Source organism: Allorhizobium sp. GW101-3B10 (assembly GCF_059424725.1).
Genome location: NZ_JBWKZR010000001.1, coordinates 1,467,328 through 1,479,911, shown reverse-complemented (window position 1 = coordinate 1,479,911; position 12,584 = coordinate 1,467,328). Strand labels below are relative to the sequence as shown.

General features: G+C 66.6%; 9 protein-coding genes. 5 read left to right on the top strand and 4 right to left on the bottom strand.

What is annotated here, in order from left to right; all coding sequences use genetic code 11:
- Nucleotides 1-4: 4 nt before the first annotated feature.
- On the bottom strand, nt 5-2,644 hold the full coding sequence (locus AC07Y0_RS07050) for a cation-translocating P-type ATPase (protein ID WP_498675844.1): 2,640 nt from the start codon (nt 2,642-2,644) through the stop codon (nt 5-7).
- A gap of 278 nt (nt 2,645-2,922) precedes the next feature.
- On the opposite strand from AC07Y0_RS07050, the gene AC07Y0_RS07045 reads away from it, so the two are divergent.
- The 5 genes from AC07Y0_RS07045 to AC07Y0_RS07025 are packed head-to-tail and all read left to right on the top strand — an operon-like array spanning nt 2,923 to nt 8,380.
- Complete coding sequence (locus AC07Y0_RS07045) at nt 2,923-4,812, top strand: peptidylprolyl isomerase (protein WP_498675841.1); 1,890 nt, start codon at nt 2,923-2,925, stop codon at nt 4,810-4,812.
- 19 nt (nt 4,813-4,831) lie between these two features.
- Nucleotides 4,832-5,854 (top strand): anthranilate phosphoribosyltransferase, encoded by a 1,023-nt coding sequence (trpD, locus tag AC07Y0_RS07040; RefSeq protein WP_498675839.1) that lies wholly within the window; start codon nt 4,832-4,834, stop codon nt 5,852-5,854.
- 5 nt (nt 5,855-5,859) lie between these two features.
- The gene (gene trpC / locus AC07Y0_RS07035; RefSeq protein WP_498675837.1) at nt 5,860-6,672 is read left to right on the top strand and encodes an indole-3-glycerol phosphate synthase TrpC; all 813 of its coding nucleotides are present in this window, start codon (nt 5,860-5,862) and stop codon (nt 6,670-6,672) included.
- Nucleotides 6,672-7,157, top strand: coding sequence for a cyclic pyranopterin monophosphate synthase MoaC (gene moaC / locus AC07Y0_RS07030; protein ID WP_498675835.1), 486 nt, complete (start codon nt 6,672-6,674; stop codon nt 7,155-7,157). The genes trpC and moaC overlap by 1 nt, the downstream gene beginning before the upstream one ends.
- Nucleotides 7,157-8,380, top strand: a complete 1,224-nt coding sequence (locus AC07Y0_RS07025; RefSeq protein ID WP_498675832.1) for a molybdopterin molybdotransferase MoeA — start codon at nt 7,157-7,159, stop codon at nt 8,378-8,380. The genes moaC and AC07Y0_RS07025 overlap by 1 nt, the downstream gene beginning before the upstream one ends.
- Before the next feature lie 111 nt (nt 8,381-8,491).
- Here the strand turns inward: AC07Y0_RS07025 and AC07Y0_RS07020 are convergent, their stop codons facing one another.
- The 3 genes from AC07Y0_RS07020 to secG all read right to left on the bottom strand — a co-directional run bounded on the left by AC07Y0_RS07020 (nt 8,492) and on the right by secG (nt 12,577).
- Nucleotides 8,492-9,025: a DUF992 domain-containing protein gene (locus tag AC07Y0_RS07020; protein ID WP_498675830.1), complete on the bottom strand. Its 534-nt coding sequence runs from the start codon at nt 9,023-9,025 to the stop codon at nt 8,492-8,494.
- A 1,354-nt stretch (nt 9,026-10,379) separates the two neighbouring features.
- Nucleotides 10,380-12,017, bottom strand: coding sequence for a CTP synthase (gene pyrG, locus AC07Y0_RS07015; protein WP_498675828.1), 1,638 nt, complete (start codon nt 12,015-12,017; stop codon nt 10,380-10,382).
- 134 nt (nt 12,018-12,151) lie between these two features.
- Entirely contained in the window at nt 12,152-12,577 is a 426-nt protein-coding gene (secG, locus tag AC07Y0_RS07010) for a preprotein translocase subunit SecG (protein WP_498675826.1), read from the bottom strand.
- Between the last annotated feature and the right edge of the window lie 7 nt (nt 12,578-12,584).

Here is a 12,584-nt window from a genome sequence, read left to right as displayed (position 1 = left end):
TGCGTCAGGGCCGCGCGGCCAGTTGCCGGCGATAGATGACCTTCTCGATCTCGCTCACCACCAGCAGGCTGGAGGCGAGCGCCATCAGGAAGAGCCAGTCGTTGAGCGTGATCGGGCTAATGCCGAGCAAGCCGTTCAGTCCCGGCACATACATCGCTCCCAGATGCAGCGCCTGCGAACCGATGATCCCGACCAGCAGGAAGGGATTGGAGGCAAGCGACTGGCGAAACACCGATCGCCGCTCCGAGCGGCTGTTGAAGCACTGGAAGTTCTCGAACAGCACGAACAGCACCAGCAGCAGATTGCGCGCCGTAAACTCGCTGACGCCGGTCGAGATCAGCCAGTAGAACAGGCCGAACCCGCCGCAGCCCATCAGCAGTGTCGCCACGACGATGCGACGGACCATCAACCGGTCGAACAGCGTTTCCTCGGGCTTGCGCACGGGGCGTTCGAGCTCGTCGCCCTCCGCCGGCTCGGTCACCAGGGCGATGTCCTGTACCCCGTTGGTAACGAGGTTCAGCCAGAGAAGCTGGACGGCGGTGAGCGGCATGGGCGTGCCGAGGATCATCGCCAGCAGGAAGAGCAGCACTTCAGCCGCCCCCGTCGACACGAGCATGAAGACCACCTTGCGGATATTGCTGTAGGCGACCCGACCCTCGCGGATGCCGGCGACGATGGAGGCGAAGTTGTCGTCGGTGAGGATGATGTCGGCGCTCTCCTTGGCGACATCCGTTCCGGCCCGCCCCATGGCCACCCCGACATGGGCGTGCTTGAGCGCCGGCGCATCGTTCACCCCGTCGCCGGTCACGGCCACATAGTGACCGTTGCGGGCGAGCGAGCGCACGATGGCGAGCTTGTGATCCGGCTTGACCCGGGCGAAGATGCGCACATGCCGGGTGAGCGCGTCGAGCGTCTGTTCGCCCGTCGCGATCGCCGCCGCCACCTCTTCGCCTGTGGCCACGTCCTGCGGTTCAAAGACGAGTCCCGCCTCTTTGGCGATCGCCGTTGCTGTGCGCGGATCGTCGCCGGTGATCACCACCACCTCGATGCCGGCGGTGCGGCAGGCAGCGAGCGCGGCCGGCACTTCCGGGCGGATCGGGTCCTGCATTCCGGTGAAGCCGAGGAAGTTCAGGTCGATCAGCATGTGGTCGCCGTAATCGCTGTTCAGCGTATGCGCCATGCGGCCCTCGGCAAAGGCCAGGACCCGCAAGCCCTTGCGGGTCATCGCATCCATCTGCCGATGCAAGAGGCCGTGGTCGACCGGAACCGCCCGGTCGCCCACCTGCATCGTGCCGCACATGGTCAGCAGCATTTCCGGCGCGCCCTTGACGAAGATGTGCAGGTGGTCGGCATCCACATGGAAGGACGCGGCGTATTTCAGCTCCGGCTCGTAAGGGATGCGCTTTTCCAGACGGTACCGTGCCATGAGATCGGTTTTGCTGACGCCTCCCTTGTGCGCGGCGGCCAGCAGCGCGATGTCGACCGTGTCGCCCATCGGATCGAAGCGGCCCTCGCCGTTTCGCCCCAACTCTCCCTCGTTGGGCAGGGTCGCCGCCCGCAGCAGGCGCTGGACGGCCGGGCTCGGAAGGTCTTGCTCGCCGTCATGGCTGCGAATGCCCCCGGCGACGGGATCGACGCCGGTGTCGAACAGCCAATGCGTATCGTCGGGCAGGCGGATATCGGTGACCGTCAGCTCGTTCAGCGTCAGTGTTCCGGTCTTGTCGGTGGCGATCATGGTACAGGAGCCGAGCGACTCGACCGCCGGCAGGTTGCGCACCACCACATTCACCTTGGCCATGCGGCGCATGCTGATGGCGAGCGCCACGGTGATGGCGATCGGCAGGCCCTCCGGAATGGCACTGACGGCAAGACCGATCGACATCGTGAGCAATTCGCCGAGCGCCATCTGGCGCCACAGGCCAACGCCGATCAGGAAGACGATGGCGACGCCGACCGCGACCGCGATCAGCCGGGTGAAATCCTCCATCCGGATCATCAGCGGCGGCTTGGCGGTCGAGCGCTCCTGGATGGCCCCGGCGATCTTGCCGAGCTCCGTCTGGCTGCCGGTGGCGACGACCAGGCCGCGGGCCCGTCCCCGGGTCACGATCGTCCCGGCAAAGACCGGATCGCCCGCTTCCTTCGCCACCGCGCGCGACTCGCCCGTATGCGCCGCCTCGTCGCATTGTAGGCCGCTTGCCTCGATCAGGCGGATGTCGGCCGGCACGCGTTCGCCGGATTCCAGCATGACGAGATCGTCCGGCACGAGGCCTGCCGCATCGATCACCTGCCGCTGGCCGTCGCGGATGACCGTCGCATGCGGCTGCTCAAGCGCCCGCAGCGCCTCGGCCGACTTGCCGGCGGAATATTCCTGGATCGCGCCGATGATGCCATTGACCACCAGCACGGTGGCGATGAACAGGGCGTCGGTGATCTCGCTGATGAGGGTCGAAAGCGCCGCCGAGGCCATCAGGATATAGATCAGCGGGCTCAGGAACTGAAGCGCCAGGACCTTGATGAAGGATGGGCTGCCGGCGACCGGCAGGCGGTTCTCGCCGAATTTCTCCAGCTGAAGCTCTGCCTCGGCGCTGCTCAGCCCCATCGGGGTTGCAGGCCCCTCGCCCATCATGTCACCCGTTTCCGCCATCCCTGCCCCGCATGTTCGAGGACGGCCAGAAGCCGTCGTGATTGTTGTACCCGATATTCATGCCGATGGTACCGCGACATTGTGAAAGGGGGACCTAGCGTGGACCTTGGCCGGCCGGTGCTGCGACCGATTCCGGTCTCCCCCGGGCGCTCCGCGCTGCGACCGTCTCGCCCGGCGCCTTTTCGCCGAACATCCCTTCATTTCCGCGGCGGTTTGTTCTAAGGAACGTCAACCGCTTCGCCGTCTGCGAAGAGCTGTAATGAGGTGATTTAGTTCCGATGATGGAAGTTCTGAGAAAAGCTGCCCACACCGTGGTCGCAAAAGTGTTGATGCTCTTGTTGGTCGCCTCCTTCGGGATCTGGGGCATCTCCGCATCCCTCTTCAACACCGCATCGGACACCGTCATCGCCGTCGGCGACCAGCAGGTGTCGGCGAGCGAGTTCAGCCTCGCCTACCAGCGCCAGCTCGCAGACCTCGGCCGCCGCTTCGGCGTGAAGCTTACCACCGAGCAGGCCAAGGGCCTCGGCGTCGAGAGCCAGGTCTATGCCCAGCTTTCCGCCGGCGCCGCCCTCGACCAGCTGTCGGAAGACATGAATCTCGGCCTCTCCAAGGACCGCCTGGCGCAGCTCATCGCCGAGGACCCGGCCTTCAAGTCCGAGACGGGCCAGTTCGACCGCAACCTCTTCACCGCGCGGCTGCGCAATGCCGGCCTGCGCGAAGACGACTATATCCTGGAGCGCTCCAAGGTGGCCGTGCGCAGCCAGATCGTCGAGGCGACCTCTGACGGCTTCCTTGCGCCGAAGACGCTGGTCGACGCGCTCAAGGCCCATCGCGACGAGACGCGCGACGTCAGCTACCTGCTGCTGACCAATGCCAATATCGACCCGATCAAGGCCCCGGACGAGGCCGCGCTCGCCGCCTGGTTCGAAACCGTTAAGGCCCGCTACCGCGCCCCGGAATACCGCAGCTTCGCCTATGTGAAGCTCGAGCCCTCCGACATCGCCGACAAGGCGGCGATCTCCGACGAGGCGATCCGCCAGGATTACGAGGCCCACAAGAAGAACTACGAGATCGCCGGCACCCGGACGATCGAACAGCTGAGCTTCGAGAACCGCGAGATGGCCGATGCCGCCGCCGCAGAACTCAAGGCCGGCACCGCCTTCGACCAGCTGGTCACCGACCAGGGCAAGACGGCCAGCGACGTGCTGCTCGGCGAATTCTCCCATGACAAGCTGCCCGATCCGGTACTGGCCGACGCCGCTTTCGCCGTCACCAAGGAAGGCGCGACGACCGACGTCATCGACGGCGCGCTCGGCCCGGTCATTCTGCGCATCACCAATATCAAGGAAGGCCGCACCCGTCCGCTGGACGAAGTGAAGGAAGAGATCCGCGAAACGCTGGCGGAAGCCGCCGCGATCGAGGACATCGCCACCGTGCACGACCAGTTCGAGGACCTGCGCGCCGGCGGCTCGACCCTCGAGGAAGCCGCCACCGAGCTGAAGCTCAAGCCGATCACCGTCAAGGCAGCCGACAGCAACGGCAAGGACGAGAAGGAAGTCGACGTTCCGAACCTTCCGGAACGCGCCGCGCTGCTCGCCGAAGTGTTCCAGACCGACGTCGGTGTGGAAGCTCTGCCGGTCAATATCGGCAATGACGGCTATATCTGGCTCGAGGTAAAGGACATCATCGCCGAGCGCGACCGCACGCTCGACGAAGTGCGTGAGAAGGCGACCGCAGACTGGATCGCCGAACAGCAGAAGATCGCGCTTGGAGCCCGCGCCGAGAGCCTGAAGGAACGCGCCGTCAAGGGCGAGACGCTGGAAGCCATCGCCACCGAACTCGGCATCGCGGTCGAGAGCAAGGCCGGCATCCGTCGCCAGACGGACGATGCGGTCCTCGGCACGGCCGCCGTCACCGCCGCCTTCAGTGGTCCGGTCGGCACGGTCGGCAGCGCCCCCGGCGGCGATCCGGAAACCCAGATCCTGCTCAAGGTGACGGATGTCAAGGCCCAGCCGACGAGCGACGCGCTCGTCAACGACGACGCCCAGATCACCGAGATCGCCAAGGCGGCCGGCGACGACATCCTCGACCAGATGGTGAGACGCCTGCAGGACGAATACGGTGTGACGATCAACCAGCAGCTTGCCGAACAGGCAATGGTGCGCTGAGGCGAAGGGAAGAAGGAAGATGTCCGGTCTGAAGCCCTATATCGCCAAGATCGCCACGCGCCAGGCCCTGACGCGTCAGGAAGCCAGCGAAGCCTTCGAGGTGCTGATGTCCGGCGAGGCCAGCATGGCCCAGATCGGCGGTTTCCTGATGGCGCTGCGCGTACGCGGCGAGACCGTCGACGAGATCGCCGGCGCGGTCTCCATCATGCGCTCCAAGATGATCGCAGTCGACGCCCCCGCCGATGCCATCGACATCGTCGGCACGGGTGGCGACGGCACCAACACCTACAACATCTCGACTCTGGCGGCGCTGATCGTCGCCGGCGCCGGTGTGCCGGTGGCCAAGCACGGTAACCGCGCCCTGAGTTCGAAATCGGGCGCCGCCGACAGCCTGTCGGCCCTCGGCGTCCGGCTCGACATCGATCCGGAGACGATCTCCCGCTGCATCCGCGAGGCCGGTATCGGCTTCATGTTCGCCCAGTTGCACCATCCGGCCATGCGCCATGTCGGTCCGGCCCGCGTCGAACTCGGCACCCGAACGATCTTCAACATCGTCGGTCCGCTGTCGAGCCCTGCCAGCGTCAAGCGCCAGCTGTTCGGCGTCTATTCGCCGGAATGGCTGGTGCCCGGCGCCGAGGCGCTGCGCGATCTCGGTCTCGAAAGCGCCTGGGTCGTCCACGGCAGCGGCCTCGACGAGGTGACCACCACCGGCCCGACGCAGGTCGCCGCGCTGAAGAACGGCGAGATCACCACCTTCGAGCTGAGACCGGACGATTTTGGCGTTCCGACCGTGCCACTCGAGGCGATCCGCGGCGGCGACGGCGAGGTCAATGCCGCGGCGCTGCGCGAAGTCCTGGCCGGCGCCCGCAACCCCTATCGCGACGTCTCGCTGTGCAACGCCGCCGCGGCCCTGATCGTGGCGGGCAAGGCCGACACCGTCCGCGAGGGCATGGAGCTGGCCAGCCGTTCGATCGACAGCGGCGCTGCCGCAGCCGCGCTGGACAAGCTGATCGCGGTTTCCAACCAGGCACCACGGGACTGACGGCCATGGCGGACATCCTCAAGCGTATCGAAATCTACAAGCGCGAAGAGATCGCCGCCGCCAAGGCCGCGCGGCCGATCGCCGAGCTGAAGGCGGTTGCCGCCGAACAGCCAACCCCGCGTGGCTTCTATCGCGCTCTGTCCGAGCGCCGCTCGGCGGGAGAATTCGGCCTGATCGCCGAGATCAAGAAGGCAAGCCCGTCCAAGGGCCTGATCCGCCCGGATTTCGATCCGCCGGCGCTGGCGGCCGCCTACGAGGCCGGCGGTGCGGCCTGCCTCTCGGTGCTGACCGACACGCCGAGCTTCCAGGGCTCGCTCGACTATCTCGTCCAGGCGCGGGCGGCCTGCGGCCTTCCGGCGCTGCGCAAGGACTTCATGTTCGAGACCTATCAGGTGTTCGAAGCCCGGGCCCACGGCGCCGACTGCATCCTGCTGATCATGGCATCGCTTTCCGACGACGAGGCGAAGCGCCTCGAGGACGACGCCTTCGCGCTGGGCATGGACGTGCTGATCGAGGTGCATGACGAGGACGAGCTGGAGCGGGCGCTGAAACTCGCCTCGCCGATGATCGGCATCAACAACCGCAACCTCCGGACCTTCGAGGTCAGCCTTTCGGTCAGCGAGCGGCTGGCCGCCATGGTGCCGGCCGACCGACTGCTGGTCGGCGAGAGCGGCATCTTCACCTTCGACGACTGCAAGCGGCTGGAAGCCTGCGGCATCACCACCTTCCTGGTCGGCGAGAGCCTGATGCGGCAGCAAGACGTCGCCGCCGCGACCCGCCTGCTGTTGACCGGCCGGCCTCCGGCACAGGTCGCCTGATGGGTGGTCTTACCCACATCACCGCCTCCGGCGAGGCACATATGGTCGATGTCGGCGACAAGGCCGAGACGGCCCGCAGCGCCACCGCCGAAGGCTATGTCCGGATGGCACCGGCGACCCTCGACGTGATCCGCTCCGGCAACGCCAAGAAGGGCGACGTGATCGCCACCGCCCGCATCGCCGGCATCATGGCGGCCAAGCAGACCTCGAGCCTCATTCCGCTCTGCCACCCGCTGATGCTGACCAAAGTCACCGTCGACATCGCGGAAGACGCCGACCTGCCCGGCCTGCGCGTCAGCGCGACCGCCAAGCTCACCGGCAAGACCGGTGTCGAGATGGAAGCGCTGACCGCCGTCTCGGTCGCCTGCCTGACCATCTACGACATGGCCAAGGCGGTCGACAAGGCGATGGAAATCGGCGGCATCAGGCTGATCGAGAAGACCGGCGGCAAGTCTGGCACCTTCCGCCATCCGGAGGCTCGCTGATGTCGCTGCTCTCTGTCGAAGAGGCCCAGCGCCGCCTGCTCGACGCCACCGCCCCCCTCGCCCGCAGCGAGACCTTGCCCCTGAGGGAAGCCGACGACCGCATCTTAAGCGCCGACATCCAGGCCCGGCTGACCCAGCCGCCCTTCGACGCCTCGGCCATGGACGGCTATGCGCTGCGCGCCGCAGACGCGCCGGACCCCGGTGCGGTTCTCAAGGTGATCGGCACCGCGGCGGCGGGCCATGGTTTCGACGGCACGGTCGGTCCGGGCGAGACGGTGCGCATCTTCACCGGCGCGCCGGTGCCGGCCGGCGCCGACGCCATCCTCATCCAGGAGGATGCCGAGAAGCTCGAAGGCCAGGTGATCCGCACCACGTTCCCGGTGACGCTCGGGCGCCACATCCGCCCGCGCGGCCAGGATTTCGCCGAGGGCGAAACCGTGCTGAAGGCCGGCGAACAGCTCGACTTCTCCCGCCTGATGCTGGTCGCGGCGATGAACCATGCGACCGTCGAGGTCTTTGCCAGGCCGCGCGTGGCGATCCTTGCCACCGGCGACGAACTGGTGTCTCCTGGCGAGCAACCCGGCCCGCACCAGATCATCGGCTCCAACACCTTCGGCATCGCGGCGCTCGCCCGCCAGGCCGGCGCCGAGGTCGTCGATCTCGGCATCGTCGGCGACGACCGCTTAGCGATCACTGCCGCCGTCGACAAGGCCCGGGCCTGCGGTGCCGACATTCTCGTCACCCTCGGCGGCGCCTCGGTCGGCGACCACGACCTGGTCCAGTCGACGCTGGTGACCGCCGGCATGCGCCTCGATTTCTGGAAGATCGCCATGCGTCCCGGCAAGCCGCTGATGGTCGGCGAGCTCGGCGACATGCGCGTGCTCGGCCTGCCCGGCAATCCGGTCTCGTCCATGGTCTGCGGCCTGCTGTTCATGGAACCGCTGCTGGCGAAGCTCACCGGGCGCCCGCCCCTGTCCCGCCTGTCTGTGGCGCGCACCTCGACCGTGCTTGCCGCCAACGACAAGCGCCAGGACTATCTGCGCGCCCGGCTGACCCGCGATGCGGACGGAACCCTGCTGGTGGAGAGTTACGGCAAGCAGGATTCGTCGATGATGAAGATCTTTGCCCGCTCCGACTGCCTGATCATCCGCCCGCCGCATGCCCCCGAACTGCCGGTCGGCGCCGAGACGCCGGTGCTGCTGCTGCGTCCGCTGGAGGGCTGACCGGAACGCTCCGGCTGCTCAGCAGAACGGCCGGCAAACGCCGGCCCTCCTGGTGGCTGTAATAAGGCTCTGTTCTCTCCGATTGCCCCGCTCCGCTGCCCGGACCGCGGCTCACACCTCCGGCGTCAGGGTGACGGAGGTGCCGGTGGCGGCGAGGTTGAGGCCGAGCTGGCCGGTGACGCTCACCGTCTGCAAGTGGATCGAGCCGGCCGTGCCGCCGACGAGGATATTGGCACCGATACCGGCACCGACGGTCGCCTCGGCGCTTGCGCCCTGGTAGAGGCCGCCGAGCGAGCCGTGGTGGTAGCCGGCCGTCGGGGCAAATACCGCCCAGACCAGCTTCGAGCGCGTGGTGAAGCCGATGTCGACGCCCATCTTGCGGATCGTGCCGCTATAGCGGTCGAGCGCCTCGCCGCCCATGGCGGAGGAGAACACGCAATCGGCCTGCTTGGCCGAGCCGATGACATAACCGACGCCGCCGCCGACATCGCAGGTCAGGTAGCCGATGCGCACGCCGCCGACCCGGTCGCTTTCCTGATAGGTCGGCACCGGCTCGCGCGCAGTGACCGCATCGGCGGAAACGGCCATGCCGGCCGAGAGCAACACCGGCAGTGCGGCGATCGCCGTGGTGATTGTCTTCTTCATCCCTGTATTCCTTCTTGTCTTTGCATTTTCCGCGCGGACCCATGGGCCGATGCAGGCGTGGAGCTTGGTCAACGCGCGTGGCGAAAGAATGATCCAATGACGGCGGCACCGCGGCGTTTGCGGGCGGCGACACCTCGCAGGCCTTTGCCGCCGGCGGTGACGCTGGCGCTGGTCGCTTTGCGCCCACGTCGGCGGGCAATCTCCCCCCTTGAGGGGGAGATGTCGGCGTAGCCGACAGAGGGGGGTAACTGCGAATGCGACGGGAGGGCTTTGGTCGAGTTTGGCTCCCTTCATTTTTCAATGTCAGCGCAAGTTCGCCCCCCTCTGTCCTGCCGGACATCTCCCCCACAAGGGGGGAGATCGGATGGGGCAGCCGTCTTGCCCAGCCGAAAACCCCGGTCAGGCCTCATGCCCTCCGGTTCCGCTGTCATTTCCTTTTGCCCAGGTCGAACCTGAGCGGACGGGGCGCCTCTGGCTGCCGCGTAAGGTAAAAAAATCAGATGACACCCGGAGGCGCCCCGTTCGGCGGTTTTTGCCCGCGACTTCGGCCTCTCTGCGGCGCCGGCCCTTGCCGGGGATTTTTCATGCGGGCCCGGCTTTTGACCGGCGGACGCCCGCACACCCTCGACAACCCGGTCTTACCACCATGCCACGCCACACAGGCGCTCCCGGCGCGCTGTCAGGGCCGGCAAGGTTTCGGGCCGTCCAAAGCCCGAAAAAACCTTGCCCCCACGTCGCCAGGGGGAGACCATTTTCCGCGGACCCGAGGTCTGGGTTCTTGCGTCTTTCCCCCAAATCCCGCGCCGGCCCCGCCTCGCCACAACGCCTTGTGGTGTATCCGCGACGGAACGAGGGCAGTTTAGGGCCGGTGTGCGAGGGCGGGGAAGATTGTGGCGCGTCGGCGCTGAATTTGCTGGGCAATTGGCGGTGGGCTTCCCCGTCTGTGCGGCGTGTGGGGCGGGATGCTTCGAGGCCCTCGCCTTGCGAGGGCACCTCAGCATGAGGGGTGCACGATGGCGGCTCTCGCCGCTGGTTGGCCATGGGAATGCCTCGCCAGGGCGCACCACGATAGCCCTCACCCTGAGGTGGGAGCGAAAGCGACCCTCGAAGGGCGAGGGCGGATGGGGGTGGGCGCTGCCGGCATGTGCGGCCGGATGCTTCGAGGCCCTCGCCTTGCGAGGGCACCTCAGCATGAGGGGCGAACGACGGCGGCTCTCACCGCGAGGCGGCCTCGGGAAATGCCTCACCAAGGCGCACAACGGAAGCTATCGGCATGAGGGCGGGCCCGCGGCCCCTCACGCGGCCGCCGCCACCTTCTCCCCGCGGGCGGGGAGAAGGCAAACCCAAGCCGATCTCAGACCAGCCGGCTCTGCTCGACGGCGGCTTCGATGAAGCTGGAGAAGAGCGGGTGCGGTTCGAGCGGGCGGGACTTCAGTTCGGGGTGGTACTGCACGCCGATGAACCACGGGTGGTCCGGGTATTCGACGGTTTCCGGCAGGAGGCCGTCGGGGGACATGCCGGAGAACACCAGGCCGCAGGCTTCGAGGCGGTCCTTGTAGTCGACATTGACCTCGTAGCGGTGGCGGTGGCGCTCGGAGATTTCCGTCGAGCCGTAGATCTCGGCGATCTTGGTGCCCTTCTTGAGGGTTGCCTTGTAGGCGCCGAGACGCATCGTGCCGCCGAGGTCGCCGGAGGCGGCGCGCTTTTCCAGCGCATTGCCCTTCATCCACTCGGTCATCAGGCCGACCACCGGTTCCTCGGTCTTGCCGAATTCAGTCGACGAGGCCTTTTCGATGCCGGCGAGATGGCGGGCCGCTTCGACGACTGCCATCTGCATGCCGAAGCAGATGCCGAAATAGGGCACCTTGTGTTCGCGGGCGAACTGGGCGGCGTGGATCTTGCCTTCCGACCCGCGCTCGCCAAAACCGCCGGGCACCAGGATGCCGTTGACCTTTTCGAGATAGGGCGCCGGGTCTTCCTTCTCGAAGACCTCCGACTCGATCCACTCGAGCTTGACCTTGACGCGATTGGCGATGCCGCCGTGATAGAGCGCCTCGATCAACGACTTGTAGGCGTCCTTGAGGCCGGTGTACTTGCCGACGATGGCAATGGTCACCTCGCCTTCCGGCGTGCGGATGCGGTTGCAGACCTCTTCCCACTGGTCGAGGCGGGGCTTGGGCGCCGGCTCGATGCCGAAGGCGGCCAGAACCTCGTTGTCGAGGCCTTCCTTGTGATAGGCCATCGGCACGTCGTAGATATTGGCGACGTCGAGCGCCTGGATGACGGCGGACGCCCGCACATTGCAGAACAGCGACAGCTTGCGGCGTTCGGCTTCCGGGATCTCGCGGTCGGCGCGCACGAGCAGGATGTCGGGATGAATGCCGAGCGCCTGCAGTTCCTTGACCGAATGCTGGGTCGGCTTGGTCTTCAGCTCGCCAGCCGCCGGAATATAGGGCATGAGCGTCAGGTGGACATAGACGGCGGTGCCGCGCGGCAGGTCGTTGCCGAGCTGGCGGATCGCCTCCATGAACGGCATGGCCTCGATGTCGCCGACCGTGCCGCCGATCTCGCAGATGACGAAGTCGTATTCGTCATTGCCCTCGATGACGAAATCCTTGATCTCGTTGGTGACGTGCGGGATGACCTGGACGGTCGCGCCGAGATAGTCGCCGCGGCGTTCCTTGTCGATGATGTTCTTGTAGATCCGACCGGTGGTGATGTTGTCGGTCTTGGTGGCCGAACGCCCCGTGAAGCGTTCGTAGTGACCGAGGTCGAGGTCCGTCTCGGCGCCGTCGTCGGTGACGAACACTTCCCCATGCTGGGTCGGGCTCATCGTGCCGGGATCGACGTTGAGATAGGGGTCCAGCTTGCGCAGTCGAACGCGGTAACCCCGCGCCTGCAGCAAAGCTCCGAGTGCCGCGGCCGCAATTCCTTTGCCAAGAGAGGAAACCACGCCGCCAGTGATGAATACATATCGCGCCATGGGCTTCACCGGATACCGTTTCGAATTCGATTCCGCCAGCCCAAAATCGGCCTTTACCCACTTTTTTGTTAAGCGGGGCGGAATATGCACAAAAGAAAACCGGCGGACCCGAGAGCCCGCCGGAGCGATGAGAAGTCAGGCGATCAGTTGCCGGTGGGTACGGCGTTCGGATCGGCCTTGGGGGCGGCCGGCGCCGGTGCGGCTGCACCATTGGCGGCCGGTGCGGCTGCACCATTCGTAGCAGGCGCCGGCGTGGTGGCCGGAGCGGCACCCGGAAGCTGGTCGAGCACGTTGCCGCCCGGAGCGGCCGTGCCGGCCGGGATGCGGTCGAGAATGTCGGTGGGCTTTGCTTCGTAGCGGGCGAGCAGGCCCAGGCCCAGCGATGTGATGAAGAACAGCGTCGCAAGGATCGCCGTGGTGCGGGTCAGCGCATTGGCCGTGCCGCGTGCCGACATGAAGCCGGAGCCGCCGCCGACACCGAGGCCGCCGCCTTCGGAACGCTGGATCAGAACGACGCCGACAAGCGCCAGCACGATCATGAGATGAATGACAATCAATACGGTCTGCATGAATTTT

Bases quoted from the DNA above. Each gene is read 5' to 3' on its own strand.
- AC07Y0_RS07050 (WP_498675844.1), bottom strand. From the start codon at position 2,644: ATGGCGGAAACGGGTGACATGATGGGCGAGGGGCCTGCAACCCCGATG.
- AC07Y0_RS07045 (WP_498675841.1), top strand. From the start codon at position 2,923: ATGATGGAAGTTCTGAGAAAAGCTGCCCACACCGTGGTCGCAAAAGTG.
- trpD (WP_498675839.1), top strand. From the start codon at position 4,832: ATGTCCGGTCTGAAGCCCTATATCGCCAAGATCGCCACGCGCCAGGCC.
- trpC (WP_498675837.1), top strand. From the start codon at position 5,860: ATGGCGGACATCCTCAAGCGTATCGAAATCTACAAGCGCGAAGAGATC.
- moaC (WP_498675835.1), top strand. From the start codon at position 6,672: ATGGGTGGTCTTACCCACATCACCGCCTCCGGCGAGGCACATATGGTC.
- AC07Y0_RS07025 (WP_498675832.1), top strand. From the start codon at position 7,157: ATGTCGCTGCTCTCTGTCGAAGAGGCCCAGCGCCGCCTGCTCGACGCC.
- AC07Y0_RS07020 (WP_498675830.1), bottom strand. From the start codon at position 9,025: ATGAAGAAGACAATCACCACGGCGATCGCCGCACTGCCGGTGTTGCTC.
- secG (WP_498675826.1), bottom strand. From the start codon at position 12,577: ATGCAGACCGTATTGATTGTCATTCATCTCATGATCGTGCTGGCGCTT.